Here is an 18,925-nt window from a genome sequence, read left to right on the forward strand (position 1 = left end):
CATGGGCTACCTCTTGCGTCGGAGCTGGGCGACACAGACCGATCCGTCCTCATGGGAGAAGCCGGTCAACCAGGCGTCGAAATGGCTGGTGGCACAGTCTGGCACTCAGCGGATCGCGGCCGAAGGAGGATCGGCCACCCTGGCGTCGAGCGACAGCCGAAACTTTGCGCTGTCGGTGTGGGTCGGCGACGGCGGCGTTGCTACCGTCAACGGGGCCTCTGGCTCAAACAGTATGCAGATCAGCAGGTCTGGGTCGACTGTGTCGGTGACTATCCGGCCGAACACGTCCAGCGCCGCGACGAAGACCTTCACCACGACGATGCCCTCGGACCGGTGGGCCAACGTCTACATCCAGGCTGAGCCCTATCTGGTGATCCAAGTGAAGCTGACGGCGATGGTTGACTTCGGCTCCCGCGAGACCGTGGTGCAGACGTCGTGGATCGCGGGTGATCACTTCGCCGCCAACGGGAAGACGCTGGCCTGCAACAGTCTCTCCGGATGGGCCTGGTTCGGTTCGGTGACCGGGGGTTTCTTCGGCTGGGGGGCAACGTCGACTGTCCCGATCGACGACGCCAAGTACCGGGAGGCCCAGATCAACAATGCCACCTGGGATCTCCTGTCTCCCGGGACATCCTGGACGAGGCCGGACGGACTCCGGTACGCCCGCGCCTGGGTGATCCAGGGCGGCGGCGGACGGGGCGGTAACGGGGCGGCGGGCCGGTCTGGCGGCACGGGCGGGCGCGGCGGAAATGGATACACCGGCGCGGCGGGCAACCTCGCCAACCACGGAGATGGCGGCCGGGGAGGCTGGGGCGGGTATGGGACTGCCGGTGGTGATGGAGGCCAGGGTGGCAACAATGGCTCAGCCGGGAGTGCGGGGAGCTCCGGGTCAAGTGGACGATCCAACGGCGTCGTCGGCGGCGGCGCAACAACCAACGCCGGCGGTACTGGTGGTGCCGGGGGCAGCGGAGGGCAGGGCTCTGGTGGAGCTGGCGGACAAGGCGGTCGAGGTCTGGTCGAGGTGGCGATCATCCTCCGCGCCAGCGACACTGTCACTGGCGGCACGGCCGGCACTGTGGGGGCCGCGGGGGCAGCCGCCGGCGGGTCAGACGGTGCGACCGGTGCTGTCGGCACGGCCGGCACGGCCGCATCCAAGGATGGTGGTCCCGGCGGTGCGGGCGGTGACGCGACAGGGTCGGGTGGCGGCAATGGTGGTGTCGGCGGCTACGGAGGGCACACAAGTTTCTCCGGTGTGTCCAGCGGCACCGGCGGCAACGTGTCAGCGGCCAGCATCCAGTTCGGCGCAACCTCTTTCACGCACGGACTGGGAGCCGGCGGTGTCGGCTCGACCCCGGCTCAGGCCGGGGGCGTCGTCCTCTACTACCAGTGGTGATCCATGACCTGGACGCCTGACGGGCCGATCACCGAGCAGTCCGTCCGCCAGGGCTGGACCGTCGACGGCCCGGACCCGGAACCCGCCGAGGTCCATCGCGGGTGGTGGTGGGTGCCGCAATCCTCAGCCGGACATGATGCGGTCGCCACAGGCTCGGCGGTCACGACCCTCGACACTCCGGCCCGGGACAACGCTGCCTCAGGTGGCCGCGCGGTGATCACGCCGCGGCTGGTGGCGCGCGACGGCGCGCTGCTCGGAGACGCGGCAACCGTGCTCCCCAGGCTGTCGATCCGGGAGGCCGGTGTCGCCGACGGTGCTGCTCGTCTCGGTGTGCGCGGCACCGACAGTGGTGCGGCCGCAGACCGTGCGACCGCGCGACCCTCGGTGCCCGGCCGGGACAATGCGCTGCTGGGTGATCTGACCACGCTCCGGCCGAGCATGACCGTCCGGGACGCCGGCGGGACAGGGGACCTCGCGACAGCCGGATTCCGCGCGCCGGTCGATGCGCCGTGGACGGTCGCGTTCACCACGGTCGGTACCTCGACGTTCACGATCCCGGTGTGGGCGTTGTGGGTCGACATCGTCCTGATCGGTGGGGGTGGCGGTGGTAACGGTGCCGGGTTCGTGCTCTCCGGTAACGGCGGGAAGGCTGCCGGATGGTCGACTGTCCGTCTCGTGCGTGGTGTCGACATCGGCTGGACTGTCATCGCGATCAGCATCACCGTCGGTGACGGTGGTGCGGGGACCAACGGTGGCGCGTTCCCCAACAACTCATCGCCCGGGTCGGCCACCACCGCCACGATCACCGGCGTCGGCACGCTGACCGCAGTCGGCGGTGCGGGTGGTGCGGGGACCGGCGGGTCACGCACCGGCGAATCACCCGGCGACACCACCTTCTGGGGCGTCACCTACACCGGCGGTGCCGCCAACTCGGGTGTACCGGGGGCGGGTGGGCAGGGCGGTGCGGCCGCCGCCGGCAACGGAGTCAAGGGAGCACGAGGCCAAGCATGGGTGAGGGCGGGCCAATGATCGTCGATCCCACCGCATTTGATTCGCCACCCCACGACGACTACTGGCCGACCGCGTTCCTGCTCAACGGTGAGTGGGCCGACACCGTCACCGACTCGTGGACCGAGGTCGGCGACAGCGAGTACCGCGCCCGCAGGAGCGGCGAGGTCCTGACCATGCGTACCGAGGCCGACGCCACCGAGCACGCCTACTCCCTCACTGCGGGCCGCTATCCGGACCCGCCGATCCCGATCTACATCGCTGAAAGGACCATCTGATGGCCAGCACCTACACCGACACTCACCGCAATGCGTGTGCCAACGCGATCGCCGCCCTCGGCAACCGGATCGGCCTGTACGTCGGCACCACCCGCGTCGGCACCGTCTACGCCGACACCACCTGGGGATCGGCGGCAAAGGTCACCGAAGACGGCTACGACTGGGCCAAGATCATCGGGTCGACGGGCACGATCACGGTGCCGGCGTCGACGGTGGCCAACGGCACCGTCATCGACCGCTACGGCGTGCACAACGGGACAACCCTGCTCCGCACCGAGGCCCTGCCCGTCGCGCTCACGGTGAATGACGGATCGCAGGCGTTCTCTGTCGATGTGACGCCGATCCTGCGGTACCGCGGACTCTGACCCCCCGCCCGCCTCCCCGCCCCGACCATCACGGTCGGCGTGTGGTGTCGGCCTCGAGCAGCACATCGGACAGGGTTCCGCCGCGTTCGGCCGCCAAGAACACTCGTTGCCACACGTCGGCTGCGGCTGAGCGGGGTATGTCGGTGGCTAGCAGAATGATGGGGTGTGAGTCGCCATCGAGGACCGATGTTCGTGAGTGGCGGGCGCGCCGCACGGTCCGGCGGGCTACCAGGTCACCAATGGAGTGTTCGGTGGTTGTGTCGGCGTGGAACAAGATGTCCCATTCTGCGAGCAGGTCCCCGGGTACGTGTCGGGCATCTTCTTCTTGAATGCTCGACACGATGATCTCTGGGCGGGCGGAGTGTCCTGGTCGTGCTCGGTGGTAGTCGCGACCCTTCCCATAGAGATGGCTGCGTGGGGTTGTGTTGAGAATTCGGGAAGTGGTGATCATGAGAGTTCACCTGACTGACCGCAGTGCGTGTGGCCATTGCTTCATCGGGGCCGCTGGCGGGTGCCCGCCAGGTATGAAATCCGACGTAGCTATAACTCTACGCCCCACAAGGTGTTCCCCGCCCATAACGCGAAGTCCACCCACCCACGACACCGCCCCGGCCATCACGGTCGGGGCGGTTTTGTCGTTGGGGGTCAGGAGGCTTGGATCACTGTTACACGAGATGTAACAGTTGCTCACGGCTCCCACCCATCCCCGAGCACCTCGGCCAACCTGTCCGTGAGATCCGCAGCCTCGCCCCGCCCGTAGATCGCGTCGTCACACTCCACCGCCAGGGCCTCCAGTACCGGGTCTGGTGGCGACCACCGGCCACCGTCGGCCAGCATCTCGTCCGCCTGCCGACGTCGGGCCCGCCGACGCAACTCCCGGCCCGCGGCATCGAGCACATCCCGATCAGTCACGCGCCGACACTACGACACCGGAGCCATATCGTTTAAAAGATATGGCTCCAGAACGACACCGCCCCCATCCTCATCGCGAGGGTGGGGGCGGCTTTCGTCGTTGGCGGCGTCAGTCCAGGTGCTCGAGCATCACGGGTGTGACCGAGATCCGATCCCCGTCCACGAGGTCGACGGTGACCAGCTCACCGAGGTCACCCACCACCCAGCCGGGGGCGTCGAGCTCGATCACACGGACACGATCGCGGGGGTGGTAGGTCATCGGGACTCCTGAGAAATAGGCGTGGCCCTCGGTCTCCGCCGGGAAAGTGCTTCGAGATCGCTCTCTCGTGCACCGCGAGAAGTACTCTGCAATGGAGCCCGACCGAGGTCGGGAGAACCGTGGGCAGTGATGCCCACGTGCTCAGCAACGGTCACTCTGCCTGCAATGGAGCCCGGCGGAGACCGAGGACCACGCCGTTGACGGTATCAGCCATGCGCGGCCCGCGGGAGTCGATCGGTCAGACGACTAGCGGCCCCGGGTGACCGCCCGCTACTGTTGGTGACAGCTTCGTTGAGGGATGGTCGTTGAATTTCGACTCAGAAGTCGACGCGAGATCCGGTCCTCGTGGCCGGGCCTTCGTTGAGGGATGGTCGTTGGCGTTCCGCCCGACAGTTGAAGTCAGATCCGGCCCTCGTGGCCGGCCTTCGATGTGACAGTGCCCCCGAACCTGATGGTCCGGGGGCGCTGTTTTCATCTGGTCACAGCCACTTGTCGACGTACGCCTGGACGGCCTCTTTACGGGTGCGGCCGGACGCGATCACGTCGGCGCCCGGGAGATCGTGCGCCACGACCTCCCACCCAGTCTCTGTGCTGACGACCGTGGTCGAGGTCGACTCCGGGTATCCGCCCTTGGTGTGGCTGAATCCGCCGGCCACCGAGCGGTCCTCGACGATGTTGGAGACGGGGCGGGTGCGGCGCTCGACGACGGCGACCTGGGTGCCGTCGACGACGATGCGTGCGCGGCCCTTGCCTGCGGGGATGGTCTTGACGTTCACGGGTGCTCCTTCGGGGTGTGTGTGGGGTTGGCGGGTGGGTCAGACGATGTACACGGCGCGCACCCGGTCCCCGGAGGACTGGTGGACCGGGTTGCCATGGGCGTCGATCCAGAAGACGCCGGCCGCGTTGTCGTCAACCTTCTCACCGGTGGCCATATTGTCGGCGCGCGACTGGTCGTCGGCGGCGATGTAGGCGATCTGCGCGTCGGTGGCGGGACCGAGGTCTTCGGCGGTCGAGTAGTCGTAGAGGTGGCTTCCGCTGGCGTTCATGTCGGGCTCCTTCGGTTGGTCTTCCGTGGTGATGACTCAACTGTAGCATCCTGCGGGATGCTGCACAACCCCTAGTCCGATTCGACTTTCCGAGCCCGGGAATGCCCCTTGGTCGTCGCGTACTCGGCGTGCCAGCGGTCGATCACGTCGGGCGCCCACCCGTAGGTGAGCCCACGACCACCGCCCTCGACGGCCTCGCCCACGGCGATGTCGGGCTCGGGGAATCCGTTGTCTGCGCCGGTCAGACGTCTGCTGATGAGGCTTTTGACGGTGCCGTAGGGCTCACCGGTGCGGGTGCTGATCTGTTTCGCGCTGAGGAAGTGGAGCATGGGCTGATTCTAGCATCCTGCGGGGCGCAAGAAAGTTCGTGCTACCCCTTGTGGAAGCATCCCGCGGGATGCTAACGTTGAGACACAAGCAAGGGACACCAACCGAAAGGCCAGACAATGATCACCTACTCCGCCCAGGTCACCACCACCAACGGCCCCCGCCACATCGAGTGCCAGGCACGAGACCTCGGACAGGCCATCGAGCGGCTCCAGACGAAGTCCTGCGGAGCCTTCGGGATCATCACCGCTGACCAGATCACCGCCCACTGACCATCCGGCCCGACCCTCACGGGGGTCGGGCCGTTCAGCAGATATGCTCCGCGCATGAAGCGACCCCTCGTGGCAGCCCTCGGAGCCATCGCCGCCGTCGTCCTGGCCTCGGCATGCGGCAGCACCTCCGCCGACGAGAGTCCGGCCACCTCGTCATCGCCGTCGGCACCCAGCACCACCACTGTCGCGACGACAACGACCTCGGAGACCCCGGAGGCGGACAGCAGCACGCCGACCGCGGTCGAGCCAACCCTTGAGGTGCAGACCGAGGAGGGCGAGTCGCCGGAAGTTGTGTCACCGGAGCTCGACGAGCTCGACCTGGACCCCGAGGGCGACCCGTGTGGCGGTGTCACCGACCTCGACTTCGACGGCAAACACTACGAGTGCGTCGGCGGGGTGTTCCGGCAGACGTAGGCCCCACCTTTTACCCACCGGAAATGGCTGGATTGGCGAGGTCGCCCCAGACCTATGCGAACTAGTGCGGCGCCGAGACCAGCACGGACGCCGCGCGGCGGACTTGCCATATCGTGAGACCACGGCGGGATGGAAACGAACGGTTACTGGTTCGAGTCCAGTTGGGGGAGCAACGAAGGCCCCGCCACCAGCAGAGATGCTGGTGGCGGGGCCTTTCTCGTGAGATCCACAGGTCTCTGGAGGTAGCCGTGACCGGGCGTTCGGTTCGGGCACGGCAACTCGGTTCGCCGGTCGGTCGAGACCGATGGCGAACAGGTGTGCCTCGAGCAAGGTGTGTAGTGGAGAGCAGGGAGCCCGCCACCGACGTGGCGGGCTCCCTGTCGTCCTCGACGATCACCGTCCTCGATGATCACTGGCCTCGACGATCACTGCCGGTGTCGGTGACCCCGGATCAGGACCCCAGGACGATGCCGGGTACCTCCGAGAGGGTGGCCGACAGGGCGTCGATCTTGTCCGACAGCGACTTTCGCTGCTCTGGGGTCACCTCGGTGTAGGAGACGTAGCCGTCCCCCTCACGGAACTGGTTGATCGCGGTGCGCACGTCGGCGAACTGCTCGGTGATCTTGTTCATCAGTTCCGGGTTCTTCGCGGAGATGATCGGCTGCATCTCGGCGATCAGCGTCTCGGCACCGTCGACGTTGGCGGCGAAGTCCCAGAGGTCGGTGTGCGAGTATCGATCCTCCTCGCCACCCACCTTGGTGGCGGCGATCTCGTCGATCAGCGCCTGCGGCCCCTGGACGAACTGCCGGTCCTCGAAGGTGAAGTCGGGCTTGTTCACCTCCTCCTTCAACTTGTTGACGTTGGCCAGCAGGTCGTCGGCGATCTTCTCGATGTTGGCCGCGGTGTCCTCGGTCTTGGCGTCGGCGGCGTCGGCCGGGGCGATCTGACCCTCACCGTCGCCGATCTCCTGCGGCTGCGGCGGCCACAGGTAGCGCTCGATGCGGTGGAAGCCGGTGAACGGATCTGCGCCGTCGCCGGTGTCGTCCCACCGCATGTCGATCGCGGGATCGAGCTCCGGGAAGGACTCGGCGACCGGCTCGACCCGCTCGTAGAAGGTGCGGACCTGACCGAACTGTGCCCGGGCGGCGTCGAGGTCGCCGGCCTTCACATGGTTGACGAAGATCTCGGTCTGGGCGGCCAGACCGTCGATCTGTCCGCGGACGTAGTCGAGGTAGCGTTCCTTGGCCGCGTTGACGTCGGCCGGGGCCTGCGACTTCTCCTTCTTCTCACCGGTGACGGTGATCTGCTTCTGGATTCCGGTGCCGACCATTCCGGGCTTACAGGCGACCGTGTAGGTCCCCGGGTCGACGACCTCCACCGTCAGGTTTCCCGACAGGCCCGGTCCGATGTTCTCCACCTCGCCGAGCACACGATTGTTCTGACCGTAGAGGTAGAACTCGGTGATCTTCGAGCCGTTGTTGGTGACCTTGAAGTTGATCAGCCCGGTCGTGGCCTCGGTGCTCGCCAGCTCGCAGGAGTCGTTGGTCGAGGTGACCGCGATCGCCTCGTCGTCGCTCTGCTTGGCGGTGCAGCCCGCAAGGACGACCGGCGCCGTCACCGCCAACATCAGCGCCGGGACGGTGATTCTCTTGTTCACCTTTGTGTATTCCTTTCAGATACCGGCATCGGGAGTTGCCGGGGTTTGCGACGGCGCATCGGACGGCCGGGCTGCTGGCCGAATCCGATTCGCACGGAGGAACAAAGTCAGTACGACGACCACGTAGAGGGTCCACGCCACGACCTGCGCGACCGTGGGATCGGGCCGGAAGTTGAAGATCCCGGCGACCAAGGTGCCGTACCAGGACGACTGGTCGTAGTGGGCGGAGATGTCGAAGGCGAGGTTCGCGCCGCCGGGCAGCCACCCGACGGTCTGCAGGGCGTGTACGCCGTAGCCGAGGATTCCGGCCGCGACGAAGATCAGGAAGATCCCGGTGTACAGGAAGAACTCGTGGAAGTTCAGGTGCACGGCTCCTCGATAGAGCAGCACCGTCACACCGATGGCGACGAGTACACCGAGGAGCAGGCCCAGCAGCGGCCACAATCCGCCCGACACGCTCTCGGCATAGCCCACCATCAGCAGCGCGGTCTCGAAACCCTCACGCCCGACGGCCAGGAATGCCATCCCGGCGACCGCCCATCCGCCGCTGAGCAGCGCCGTGGACATCCCCGCCTTGAGATCCGACGAGATGTGCGCGGATGCCTTGCTCATCCACAGCACCATGAAGGTGACGATGGCGACGGCGAGCAACGACGCCAGCCCGGCGATCAGCTCGGCGGTCAGGGTGCTCACCGTCGACGTACCGAAATGGATGATCAGGAAGATCGCGACGACCATCGCGACGGCCCCTGCCACGCCGAGCCAGATCCATTTCACCGCATCCCGGCGATCGGATTTCACCAGGAATGCGATCAGGACCATCACGACGATCCCGGTCTCCAAACCCTCACGGACACCGATCAATCCGCTGCCGAACAACTGGGCAGGGATGGATGGACTGGCAAGTATCATCGCCGGTGGCATTCCTCTCGTGGTCTCGCCGGGAATTCATGCGGGTGGGAATTCTCACGGGTGGGCATACATACGGGGCACCCCCGCGCGCACGAGGGCGTCCGCGAAAGGCCGTGCGGGTGTTCAGGACTCGAAGAGGGTCTGTCCCCACCAGTGCCCCGGAGCGACACCGGGCGGGCAGGCGAACAGGGCCGACCCGTTGTGGGTGATGTACTCGCCCAGGGCGTCCTTCGCGGCGAGTGCTTGCTGCATGGGGACGAACTGGTCGGCCGGATTGCGACAGAACGCGATGAAGAACAGTCCGGCGTCGAGGTGCCCGAAACCGTCACTGCCGTCGGTGAAGTTGTATCCCCGGCGCAGGATCTGGACGCCGTCGAGGTTGTCGGCGTGGGCGAGGCGCACGTGTGCGTCGCGTGCGATCACCGGGCTCCGACCATTGCTGAGATCGAAGTTGGGGGCATCGAACTCGCCGGACTGTCCGAGCGGTGCACCTTCTCCCTTGGACCGGCCGATCACCCGCTCCTGCTCGAACAGCGAGGCCCGATCCCATCGTTCGATGTGCATCCGGATCCGCCGGGCGACGAGGTAGCTGCCGCCGGTCATCCACTGTGCGGCGGCGGGATTGTCGGCGGGCTGGACCCACACCCATGTGTCGAGCTGCTCGGGTTCCTCGGCCTTCAGATTGGCCGTACCGTCCTTGAAGCCGAACATGTTTCGCGGTGTCTGCTGGTCGACGGAGGTACTCGACGTACGGCCGAAACCCAACTGGGACCAGCGCACACTGACCACGCCGAAACCCATCCGGGCGAGATTGCGGATCGCGTGGACCGCGACCTGGGGGTCGTCGGCGCATGCCTGGATGCAGATGTCGCCACCCGAGCGTGCAGGTTCGAGCTCGTCGAGGGGGAAGACCGGCAGCGGGCGAGGGCGGCGGGCCGACGTGCGGCGATGCCGAACCGGTCGGGCCGAGTGGGGTTCTCGGCGTCAGGACCGAACAGGCCGGGGCCGAAGCCGATCGTCAGCGTCAGCGACGAGGCGGCCAGGCCGAGCGCTTCGCCGGTGTCGGTGGGCGGCCGATAGTCGCTGAGCCCGACCGCCCCGTTCTCGAAGGTCTCCTCACCCCGCGTCATCCGTTCGGCCGCCGTCGTCCACTGCTGCAGGAGGGCGACCAGCTGTGAGCGATCGGTGGTGATCACGTCGAAGGCGGCGAAATGCAACCGGTCCTGGGCGGCGGTGATGATCCCGGCCTGCCGGTCGCCCCGGAAGGCCACCACCTGCGACGGCGGCTGCGGGGTGCGCGCGCCGGCGATTTCCGTCGCGGTGACGCCGGCGGCGATTCCGGCTACGCCGGCACCCGCGGCCGCCCCGAGGAGTGCGCGCCGCGAGAACCGCGGTACCCGAGACCCGCTGGGAGCGTCCGGGGCCGCGTTCTCATTCACCGGGACAACCGGTCATCGCGCCCGTCGCCGGCCGGCGGGGCGCACCATCGAACATTGAGGCCATGAGCGCATCCTGTCCCAACCATGCTTCGGGGATGCTTAACGAGTGTGGCCATGCCCACGTTGTGCCGTGCCGACGGCGAACGCGATTCGGGTCAGGCGAGGGGATGGGCGCGCCCGGAAACCGGGGGTGCGGGAATCACGGACCCGCCGTCCAGGTGGTGCCGCCGCACAGGATCGCCCGTCCCTGCCGATCCCGTGCGACCCGGTCGACGCTGCTGTCACACGGCTCGCCGATGGTGTGGACCGAGCCGTCGTCCTCGGCATGCCGAACCCACCGGTGGCCGGCGTCGGCTCCCAGGAAAACGCATACGAGGCTGGTGCCGTCGGCGGCGGTACCGAATGAGCGGGCCTCGGACTCGAGGCACGGACTGCCCTCGGCGGCAACCGAACCGGTGGGCACCGCGGCGGGGGCGGTCTCGGTGACCGTCTGCGTGGGTGCCGGTGCCGGGGAGGGCACAGGCGATGCGCTCGCCGGGGAAGTGTCGGCGGAAGTGTCGGCGGAAGCCTTCCGCCCGTCGGAACCGCCCTGCGACACCGTCACGGTGGTCGCCGACGACGCGGCCCGGCCGGTGTCGTCGCCGCGGGTGACGAGGTAGACGATCGCGACGGTCAGCGCCGCGACGAGCCCGAACGCCACGACGCCGAGCACCCACACGGTGCCGCGACCGTGCCGCGGCGCGGGTTCGGGGTGGGTCATCGTCATGCTCCCCGATCTGGTTCTTCGCGGATCGGTCCTCGGCGCCCGCTCCGTGGACATCATCCGGCACGGACACGACATCTGCGAAGCGCGACGCTCGCACGCCCGCTGCCGATGTGGCCGAAGGCGGACCCAGACGTCGGTGGACGCGCCTACCCTCGGGCTCATGGCACTGAGCACCGACGAACGACAAGCGTTTCTGGCCGAGCCCCATATCGGTGCGCTCTCGATCGCCGCAGGCCCGGACGCAGCGCCGCTGCTGATCCCGATCTGGTACGACTACAGCCCCGGCGGTGACCTCTGGTTCCTCACCGGCGCCAGATCTCGCAAGGTGGCGCTACTCGAGGCCGCCGGCAAGTGCACGATGATGGTCGAACGGTGGTCGCCCAGCATCCGGTACGTGTCGGCGTCGGGAACCGTCGTCTCGACGACGCCCGCCACCCTCGCCGACCTCTCCACGATGGCCAACCGCTACCTGCCGGCCGAGGCCGTCGGCGGATACGTCTCCGCTGCGTCGGCCGGGCTACCCGATCAGGTGCGTGTCACCGTTCGGCTCGACCACTGGCTCGGCGCGGACATGGGTCGCGTCTCGTGATCGCAGCGCCCGAGCGCGGCTGATCGCCGGAACGCTCCGGCGACCGGTCCGATCGTGGAAGTGGTTGCGGGCGCGGTTGTCTCATCGGTTGTCGACCGACGGCCAGTGCTCGTCGGCGCCGGCTCGGGGATCGCGTGCCGTCGCGAGAGTGACCTGCGCAACCGGCGTCGGGCATGGTCCCGCCCGATCGCCGGCGGGGCGGGTCAGTCCCAGATGCCGGTCTGCTCCAGGTGTTTGACCAGGCGGGCGGCGCCATCGGTGAACTGACGGCGGGTCTGGACGATCACCTCGTCGCGATCACCGGCACGGTAGGCGGCGATCAGCTTGTCATGACTGTCCACGGCCACCGCGCCCCACTCCGAATCCGAGGCGTAGAGCTGCGTCGGGGTGTAGCGGGTCGCCGACAGCAGGAACCATGCCAGCTTCTTGCCCGCGGCGATCAGATTGTGCTGACGGTGGAACTCGAACTCGGCATCGGTGACCGCCGTCGAGTCCCCGGCGGTCACCGCCACCCGCAGCTTCTGGTTGCACCAGGCGAGCTCGTCGAGTTGCTCGGTGGTGATCACCTCGGCGGTACGCAGCGCGAGTTTGATCGCGATCTCGCCCTGCAGCCAGAACAGGTCGTCGACGTCGATGCGGTCGAGCTCGGACACCATGTAGCCGCGGTGCGGCTCGAGGCTGACCATGCCCTCGCCCCGCAGGGTCAGCAGCGCCTCGCGGACGGGGGTGACACTGACGCCCAGACGCTCGGCGGTGTCGTCGAGCCGGATGAACTCACCGGGCCTGAAGTCGGCGGTCATGATCAGATGCCGCAGGTGTGCGGCCACCTCCTCGGACAGCTGGGGACGCCGCCGCAGCCGGGACTGCCCCCGAGTCCCACCTGCGCGCGTCTCCGAGCCGTCAGAGCCCGAAGGTTTTGCCGATGATGTCGCGCTGGATTTCATTGGTGCCACCGTAGACCGTCGAGATGATCGCGCCACGCATCAGTCGCTCCGCGTCGAATTCCGTCGCATACCCGTAACCACCCATCATCTGCATGGCGTCGATGGTCATCCGCTTGGACGTCTCGGTGGCCTTGAGTTTGGCCATCGACGCCTCGCGGGGCAGCAGCTTGTCGGGGTGCGCGTCGGCCTGCTCGGCCACCGAGTAGACCAGCAGGCGGGTGCACTCGATCTCGGTGGCCAGATCGGCCATCCGGTGTCGGAGCGCCTGGAACGTGCCGACCGGGCGACCGAACTGCTTGCGATCGGAGATGAACGCCAAGGTGTCGGCAAAGGAGCGCTCGGCCACACCCAACTGCATCGCGGCCAGGATCAGACGTTCGGTGTTGAGCCCGGCCATCAGCTGGTTCCAGCCGTTGCCCACCCGGCCGACGACCGCCGAGTCGGGTACCCGACAGTTGGTGAAGTACAGATCGTTGACCTCTCGCCCGCCCAGGGTGTCGATGCCCTGGATCTCCAGACCGGGTGTGCCGGCGGGGATGTGGAACTGGGTGAGCCCCTCGTGTTTCTGGGGTGTGCGTTCGGTGCGGGCGACCAGCAGGATCGACGTGGCGAAATGGGCGTTGGAACACCATGTCTTCTGCCCGTTGATGATCCACCCGCCGTCGACCTTCTCCGCCCGGCAGGTCAGGTTGGCCACATCGGAACCGGCCTCCGGCTCGGACATCGAGATCGACAGCGAATCACCGTTCGCGACGCCGGTGAGGACCTCCTTCTTGAGCTGCTCGTCGGCGAACTTCTGATAGGCCGCCGCCGTGATCAGGGTGGGGCCGATGCCGCCGATCGGCGCGTTGCCGCGCATGGCCTCCTCGAGCAGGATGCACATCTCGACGTTGCCCGCCCCGGCACCGCCGTACTCCTCGGGTACCAGGATTCCGGCCCAGCCGAGCGCGGCCATCTTCTGATACAGCTCCTGCGAGTGCAGTTCGGTGCCGCCGGCGGTGAGTGCGTCGCGCTGCTCACGGGTACCGGCCTCGCGGCGGCAGAAATCGGCGACGGCCTGTGCGAAGGCGGTCTGTTCCTCGGTGAAGTTACCCATTCCGGTTCCCCTCGTCTCGGTGGTGGGTGGATCGATCCGCGGCCGGCGGATCGATCGTCGTCATTACATCACATATATTTGATATGAGTGTCGGTGACGGGCGACACAGTCGGGGCCGCTACATTGGTGGCCATGCCGAAGTCAGCGCCCTCGTCAGCGCACCCGGGGACCACGTCGAGTACGGAGACCGCCGAGACCGCCGACACCGTGGACGAGAAGGCCGGGGCGGACGAGAACACCGGGGCGGACGAGAACACCCGCGTGGACGAGAAGACCGGCGCCGACGAGAACATCGGTGCCAACGAGGAGTCCGGCGATGTGACGCCGCTCGACGGCGACGACTTCCTGGCCGCCAACCGCCGCAACCGGGAACGTCATCGCGACGAGGCGGCACGTAAGTCCGCCCGCAAGGCGCGTCGGGGCGCGGCGCCGGAGCCTGCCGACGACCGGGTGCCCGGCAAGATCGCCGGTCCTCCCGGACGCTCTGCAGGCAGGCGCCGGCAGATCGCGGGCAGCCGGCGGTTGTTCGTGGCGGTCGGGATCCTCGTCGTCGCCGTGGTTGCCCTGGCCATCTCGACCGCGGTGCTCGCCGTGGCACTGCACGACGCCCGGTCGACCGTGGCGTCGACCCCCGACGACGCCGCGCGCCGCACGGCCCTCGACACCGCCGAGCGGTATGCGGTCACCCTCACCACCTACGACTCGGCGAACTACGCCGATCTGGATCGTCGGATCCGGGAGATCTCCACCCCGGAGTTCGCCCGCACCTACATCCAGTCGTCGCAGGACGCACGCGCGGGCAACACCCAGGCGAAGGGGACGTCCACCGCCGTCGCCGAGCACGCCGGGATCGTGTCGATGACCCCCGACCGGGCGGTGGTGCTCGTCGCCCTGGACCAGACCGTCACCTCGCCGGAGATCGGCAAGCAGGTGCCGGACGGGATTCCGTATCAGTCGCGGGTGCAGATCACGCTGGCCGAACGTGACGGCGAATGGAAGCTCGACGAGCTGTCGACGGTGTGATCTTCTAACGCAGGGTGATCTTCTGGCGCAGGGTGATCTTCTGGCGCAGGGTGATCGGGTGGCGCGGGGTGATCGGGTGGCGCGGGGCGGGCCGGTAGCGCAGGGCGTCAGGCGCCCAACAGGATTCGCTGTGCCAGCGGGCCGATCCGGGCCGGCTCGGACGAGCGATCCAGGCGGACCAGATCCGAGATCGCGGCCAGCGCGGCGTGCACCAGGTACCGGGCCCGGGCCGCACCGAGTTCGGGGCGGCTGCGCACCACCCAGGTGGTCCACTCCTCGACGTTGATGCGTTGCTGTCGGCGCAGCGCGGTCCGGCGATCGGGTTCCAGATGCCCGATCTCCGAGGCGTAGACCATGATCAGATCGCGGTTGCCGCACCACACCTCGACGTAGCGGCGGACCAGCTCGACGATCGCCTCACGCGGCGTCGACGACACGGCGAGGGCATCGGTGATGCAGGCGGTGGTGCGGTCGGAGGCACGCCAGAACGCGGCCTCCAGGATCGCCGCCTTGCCGCTGAAGTGGCGATACACCCCCGATGCCGGGACACCCGACGCGGCGCCGATCTCCTCGATCGTCACATCGTGGAAACCGCGGGCGGCGAACAGCGAGATCGACGCGGCGAGAATGATCTCGCGCTTGGCCGACGGGGCGAGACCCGTGGGCGCCGGGGGCTCGGGTCGGGGTACGGGCAGTTCCACGTCGACCAGTCCCGCCGCCACGTCGCGCAGCAGTGTCTGGGCGTCCCGGATCGGCAGCGACGCGCGGTGCGTGGCCGGGCTGGCCACCACACTCGTCATCGCCGAGGTGATGAGATCGGCGTCGGCACGGGACAATTCGGGCCGGATCCGGATGAGTTGGGTACGCATCCGCCGGTGCTGGGTGATCACCACCGAGCGGACCGGCTCGGCATCCGAGCGATCCAGATACTGCGACTCCCATCGGTACAGGCCGCCGGTGCGCCGGTTGTCGATCGCGGTCGTGGCGATCGTCGCGAGCAACTCCGACAACTCGGTCCGGGGATCGGGCTGATCGGACTCGACGCCGGCGATCGCCACCGCCAGCCGTTCGGCGAGGCCGGAGGTGGTCTCGCAGAACAGCGCGTACTTGTTGGGGAAGTGCCGGTACAGCGCCGCGGCGGAGATCCCGGCATCGTCGGCGATCTGGTCGAGCCGGACCGCGTGGTAGCCGCCCTCGCTGAACGCGCGGGCGGCGGCGTCGAGGATCTGCTGCCGACGGTCGGCGGGCCGGCGCCGAACGGCCGTGGAGCGGCTGCGTCGGGGTCGGCCGCCGGAGGTGGACAGATCGTTGCGGGCGGTCACTCGAATTACCCTAGTCGGGTGTGGTGTTCCTCTGTTCGCAGATCGGACATATTCGTAAAACTGCAGTACAGACGCAGCTTATGCGCATATAAGTAAATCGATATTCTCGTGATCTGGGTCTCAGTGTGGTACGAATTGGACATGGCACGCAGGTGCCGAGCCGTCTCATGGGAGTCAGGGGAGCAGTGACCGCCAACATCGATGTCAGTGAGAACGCGAACGCCGGATCGGTCGACGGGATCGTGACGACCGTCGACCGTCATGGTGTCGCGCGACTGACCATCTCGCGTCCGGAACGGATGAACGCGCTCGACACCGCCGCGACCCGCACGATCATGGAACGTCTGACCGCATGGTCGTCGGATCCGGCGGTGCGCGTGATCGTGATCGACGGCGCCGGGGGTAGCTTCAGTACCGGAGCCGACGTCGTCTCGATCGCACACGGCGGTGGGCTCGACGGACTCACCGCGGAATCAGCACGTGAAATCATCTCCGCCGGAACAGATCTCGCCCGAGCGGTGCGCGCGGTGCCGGTACCGGTGGTGGCCTCGGTGGACGGTGCCGCAGCCGGGATCGGGGCATCGCTGGCCTTCGCCTCCGACCTCGTCTACGCCACCGAACGTTCGTACTTCCTGCTCGCGTTCATCAACATCGGGCTGATGCCCGACGGTGGGGCGACGATGTCGGTGGCCGCTTCGGTCGGCCGCGCCCGCGCCAACGCCCTGGCCATGCTCGGTGAGAAACTCCACGCGCAGGCGGCATTCGACGCCGGGCTGATCACCGAGACCCTCGCCGACCGGGCCGCCCTCGACGCGAAGGTCGAGGCGGTCGCCGCCAAACTCGCCGTCACCTCGCCGGCCGCACTGCGACTGACCAAGGCCGCCGTCGACGCCCACACCATGGCGGGTATGGACGCCGCGCTCGAGCGGGAGCTGCGCGGGCAGACCGAACTCCTGCAGTCCGACGAGTTCCGGGCCGCGCTCGCCGCGTTCACCGGCCGCCGCTGACCACCCCTGCTCCCGTCACCCCCGCTCTCGTCACCACCGTTTCCATCGCCAACCGAATTCACCATCCCGCATCACCGGACCGCACGTCCGACCCGACGACCAAGGAGATCCTGCCGATGACCGCGACACTCGACAATCCCAACGACCTCACCACCGAACCGCTGCGTTCACGTCGGAACCACTGGAACAACCAGATCCGCCGGCATGCGTTCTCCAACCCGGACGGCCCGGCACTGAAGTTCCTCGGTGCCGTGACCACCTGGAAGCAACTCGACGATCGGTCGCGGGCCTTCGGCGCCGCGCTGTCGCGTCGCGGCGTGCAGTTCGGTGACCGCGTCCTGCTGCTGATGCTCAACCGCAGCGAATACGTCGAGGCGGTCATCGGCGCCAACCTGATCGGTGCGATCGCCGTGCCGGTGAACATCCGGATGAGCCCGGCGGAGGTCGCATTCCTCGTCACCGACAGCGGTGCCAAGGTGATCGTCACCGAGACCCTGCTCGCCCCGCTGGCCGACGCCGTCGCCGCGTCGACCGGTGCGATCGACCACACCGTCGTCGTCGGGGACACCGCCGGTGAGGGACACCTGCAGTACGAGGCGCTGGTCGCCGAGGATGCGTCGGATCTCACCGACGTCGACATCCCCGAGGAGACCGTCTCGCTCATCATGTACACCTCGGGCACCACCGGAAAGCCCAAGGGCGCCATGCTGACCCACCAGAACCTGCAGGCGCAGGCGGTCACCTGTATGCAGGCCCTGAACACCCGGACCGACGACGTCGGGTCGTGCGTGGCGCCGATGTTCCACATCGCCGGCCTCGGGGCGATGACCCCGCTGTTCTACATGGGTGCGCTGTCGGTGATCCATCCGCTCGGTGCCTTCGACCCCGACGACATGCTCGACACCCTCGAGCGTGAGGGCACCACGTCGATCTTCCTGGTGCCGGCCCAGTGGCAGGCGGTGTGCGCTGCGCAGCAGGCGAATCCGCGCAAGCTCGACCTGCGGGTGATCAGCTGGGGTGCGGCCCCGGCGTCGGACACGGTGTTGCGCGCGATGAGCGAGACCTTCCCGGAGGCGCTCAACGTCGCGGTCTTCGGCCAGACCGAGATGTCGCCGATCACCTGTGTGCTCGAGGGCAAGGACGCCCTGCGCAAGCTCGGGTCGATCGGCAAGGCCGTCCCGGCGGTCACCGCACGTGTGGTCGATCCGCAGATGAACGACGTCGCGCCGGGTGAGGTCGGTGAGATCGTCTACCGCGGCCCCAACATGATGAAGGGCTACTGGCAGAACCCGCAGGGCACCGCCGACGCCTTCGCCGGTGGCTGGTTCCACTCCGGTGACCTGGTGCGCCAGGACGAGGAGGGCTTCCTCTACGTCGTCGACCGGGCCAAGGACATGATCATCTCCGGCGGCGAGAACATCTACTGCGCCGAGGTCGAGAACGTCCTGTTCGGCCACGAGAAGATCGCCGAGGCCGCGGTCATCGGACGCGCACACGAGAAGTGGGGCGAGGTGCCGGTCGCGGTGGTCGTCCTCGCCGCGGGAGTCGACGACCTCACCCTCGAGGAACTCGAGCCGTACCTGAACGAGAACCTCGCCCGGTTCAAGCACCCGAAGGACCTCGTGATCATCGACGAGTTGCCGCGCAACGCCGGCGGCAAGGTGGTCAAGCCGTCCCTGCGCAACAGCTACGGCAGCAAGGACGCCGGCCTCGCCAACTGAGCGTCGACGCCCGATCCGAGCATGACCGGAGGGCTCCGTCGGCCGCTGCGCGGCCGGTCGGGGCCCTTCGTCGTCTTCTGAGACGTTTGACCGAAAATGTTTCGTCCAGCTACTGGACGCAGAACTGCAACACGTTACAATTTTTGTGGGGCGTGACAGGGGTCACGTTCACTTA

The 18,925-nt window shown here is 67.7% G+C and carries 22 protein-coding genes and 1 pseudogene; 10 read left to right on the forward strand and 13 right to left on the reverse strand.

Features of this window, described 5'->3' with window-relative positions:
- The first annotated feature begins 1 nt into the window (after position 1).
- From Q9K23_RS22590 to Q9K23_RS22605, 4 genes are read left to right on the forward strand one after another with little or no spacing between them, the layout of a single operon-like run.
- On the forward strand, positions 2-1,393 hold the full coding sequence (locus Q9K23_RS22590) for a hypothetical protein (RefSeq protein ID WP_152972776.1): 1,392 nt from the start codon (positions 2-4) through the stop codon (positions 1,391-1,393).
- A gap of 3 nt (positions 1,394-1,396) precedes the next feature.
- Positions 1,397-2,422, forward strand: a complete 1,026-nt coding sequence (locus tag Q9K23_RS22595) for a hypothetical protein (RefSeq protein ID WP_053777547.1) — start codon at positions 1,397-1,399, stop codon at positions 2,420-2,422.
- Positions 2,419-2,679, forward strand: a complete 261-nt coding sequence (locus Q9K23_RS22600) for a hypothetical protein (RefSeq protein ID WP_020794802.1) — start codon at positions 2,419-2,421, stop codon at positions 2,677-2,679. Before Q9K23_RS22595 ends, Q9K23_RS22600 begins: the two co-directional genes overlap by 4 nt.
- On the forward strand, positions 2,679-3,044 hold the full coding sequence (locus Q9K23_RS22605; protein ID WP_020794803.1) for a hypothetical protein: 366 nt from the start codon (positions 2,679-2,681) through the stop codon (positions 3,042-3,044). Before Q9K23_RS22600 ends, Q9K23_RS22605 begins: the two co-directional genes overlap by 1 nt.
- A gap of 28 nt (positions 3,045-3,072) precedes the next feature.
- Here Q9K23_RS22605 and Q9K23_RS22610 read toward each other — a convergent pair whose 3' ends face one another.
- The 6 genes from Q9K23_RS22610 to Q9K23_RS22635 all read right to left on the reverse strand — a co-directional run bounded on the left by Q9K23_RS22610 (position 3,073) and on the right by Q9K23_RS22635 (position 5,590).
- On the reverse strand, positions 3,073-3,495 hold the full coding sequence (locus tag Q9K23_RS22610; RefSeq protein ID WP_020794801.1) for a hypothetical protein: 423 nt from the start codon (positions 3,493-3,495) through the stop codon (positions 3,073-3,075).
- A gap of 236 nt (positions 3,496-3,731) precedes the next feature.
- The gene (locus tag Q9K23_RS22615; protein WP_020794807.1) at positions 3,732-3,956 is read right to left on the reverse strand and encodes a hypothetical protein; all 225 of its coding nucleotides are present in this window, start codon (positions 3,954-3,956) and stop codon (positions 3,732-3,734) included.
- A 109-nt stretch (positions 3,957-4,065) separates the two neighbouring features.
- Positions 4,066-4,215, reverse strand: a complete 150-nt coding sequence (locus tag Q9K23_RS22620) for a hypothetical protein (protein WP_160319603.1) — start codon at positions 4,213-4,215, stop codon at positions 4,066-4,068.
- Positions 4,216-4,694: 479 nt separating this feature from the next.
- Positions 4,695-4,991: a hypothetical protein gene (locus Q9K23_RS22625; RefSeq protein ID WP_020794804.1), complete on the reverse strand. Its 297-nt coding sequence runs from the start codon at positions 4,989-4,991 to the stop codon at positions 4,695-4,697.
- 39 nt (positions 4,992-5,030) lie between these two features.
- Entirely contained in the window at positions 5,031-5,261 is a 231-nt protein-coding gene (locus tag Q9K23_RS22630; protein WP_020794806.1) for a hypothetical protein, read from the reverse strand.
- A 71-nt stretch (positions 5,262-5,332) separates the two neighbouring features.
- Positions 5,333-5,590, reverse strand: coding sequence for a hypothetical protein (locus Q9K23_RS22635; protein WP_020790295.1), 258 nt, complete (start codon positions 5,588-5,590; stop codon positions 5,333-5,335).
- 117 nt (positions 5,591-5,707) lie between these two features.
- On the opposite strand from Q9K23_RS22635, the gene Q9K23_RS22640 reads away from it, so the two are divergent.
- Entirely contained in the window at positions 5,708-5,860 is a 153-nt protein-coding gene (locus Q9K23_RS22640; RefSeq protein WP_020790294.1) for a hypothetical protein, read from the forward strand.
- 54 nt (positions 5,861-5,914) lie between these two features.
- Positions 5,915-6,274 (forward strand): hypothetical protein, encoded by a 360-nt coding sequence (locus tag Q9K23_RS22645; protein WP_053777546.1) that lies wholly within the window; start codon positions 5,915-5,917, stop codon positions 6,272-6,274.
- Positions 6,275-6,725: 451 nt separating this feature from the next.
- On the opposite strand, the gene efeO is transcribed toward Q9K23_RS22645, so the two are convergent.
- The 4 genes and pseudogenes from efeO to Q9K23_RS22665 form a co-directional block, all read right to left on the reverse strand.
- Entirely contained in the window at positions 6,726-7,901 is a 1,176-nt protein-coding gene (gene efeO / locus Q9K23_RS22650) for an iron uptake system protein EfeO (RefSeq protein WP_152972789.1), read from the reverse strand.
- 45 nt (positions 7,902-7,946) lie between these two features.
- Positions 7,947-8,843 (reverse strand): iron uptake transporter permease EfeU, encoded by an 897-nt coding sequence (efeU, locus tag Q9K23_RS22655; RefSeq protein WP_053777545.1) that lies wholly within the window; start codon positions 8,841-8,843, stop codon positions 7,947-7,949.
- A 123-nt stretch (positions 8,844-8,966) separates the two neighbouring features.
- A pseudogene (efeB, locus tag Q9K23_RS22660) lies at positions 8,967-10,282 on the reverse strand (iron uptake transporter deferrochelatase/peroxidase subunit).
- Positions 10,283-10,481: 199 nt separating this feature from the next.
- Positions 10,482-11,042 carry a hypothetical protein gene (locus tag Q9K23_RS22665; protein WP_261977964.1) on the reverse strand — a complete coding sequence of 187 codons (561 nt, stop codon included), beginning with the start codon at positions 11,040-11,042 and terminating at the stop codon, positions 10,482-10,484.
- Positions 11,043-11,208: 166 nt separating this feature from the next.
- Here Q9K23_RS22665 and Q9K23_RS22670 point away from each other — a divergent pair, with 166 nt between their 5' ends.
- The gene (locus Q9K23_RS22670; protein ID WP_053777611.1) at positions 11,209-11,637 is read left to right on the forward strand and encodes a pyridoxamine 5'-phosphate oxidase family protein; all 429 of its coding nucleotides are present in this window, start codon (positions 11,209-11,211) and stop codon (positions 11,635-11,637) included.
- Between the two features lie 203 nt (positions 11,638-11,840).
- Here Q9K23_RS22670 and Q9K23_RS22675 read toward each other — a convergent pair whose 3' ends face one another.
- Together Q9K23_RS22675 and Q9K23_RS22680 are read right to left on the reverse strand one after the other, a co-directional pair.
- Positions 11,841-12,581 (reverse strand): GntR family transcriptional regulator, encoded by a 741-nt coding sequence (locus Q9K23_RS22675; RefSeq protein WP_082365924.1) that lies wholly within the window; start codon positions 12,579-12,581, stop codon positions 11,841-11,843.
- On the reverse strand, positions 12,538-13,677 hold the full coding sequence (locus Q9K23_RS22680; protein ID WP_020792799.1) for an acyl-CoA dehydrogenase family protein: 1,140 nt from the start codon (positions 13,675-13,677) through the stop codon (positions 12,538-12,540). The genes Q9K23_RS22675 and Q9K23_RS22680 overlap by 44 nt, the downstream gene beginning before the upstream one ends.
- 132 nt (positions 13,678-13,809) lie before the next feature.
- Here Q9K23_RS22680 and Q9K23_RS22685 point away from each other — a divergent pair, with 132 nt between their 5' ends.
- The gene (locus Q9K23_RS22685) at positions 13,810-14,700 is read left to right on the forward strand and encodes a hypothetical protein (RefSeq protein ID WP_305950290.1); all 891 of its coding nucleotides are present in this window, start codon (positions 13,810-13,812) and stop codon (positions 14,698-14,700) included.
- A 107-nt stretch (positions 14,701-14,807) separates the two neighbouring features.
- On the opposite strand, the gene Q9K23_RS22690 is transcribed toward Q9K23_RS22685, so the two are convergent.
- Positions 14,808-16,022, reverse strand: a complete 1,215-nt coding sequence (locus tag Q9K23_RS22690; protein WP_261977963.1) for a TetR/AcrR family transcriptional regulator — start codon at positions 16,020-16,022, stop codon at positions 14,808-14,810.
- A 185-nt stretch (positions 16,023-16,207) separates the two neighbouring features.
- On the opposite strand from Q9K23_RS22690, the gene Q9K23_RS22695 reads away from it, so the two are divergent.
- Together Q9K23_RS22695 and fadD5 are read left to right on the forward strand one after the other, a co-directional pair.
- Positions 16,208-17,029, forward strand: coding sequence for an enoyl-CoA hydratase-related protein (locus tag Q9K23_RS22695; protein ID WP_280513253.1), 822 nt, complete (start codon positions 16,208-16,210; stop codon positions 17,027-17,029).
- A 116-nt stretch (positions 17,030-17,145) separates the two neighbouring features.
- A complete protein-coding gene (fadD5, locus tag Q9K23_RS22700) occupies positions 17,146-18,750 on the forward strand; it encodes a fatty-acid--CoA ligase FadD5 (protein WP_020793112.1) in 1,605 nt (534 codons plus the stop codon).
- Positions 18,751-18,925: the final 175 nt, after the last annotated feature.

It is taken from the genome of Gordonia sp. NB41Y, from assembly GCF_030718915.1.
GTDB classification, from domain to species: domain Bacteria; phylum Actinomycetota; class Actinomycetes; order Mycobacteriales; family Mycobacteriaceae; genus Gordonia; species Gordonia desulfuricans.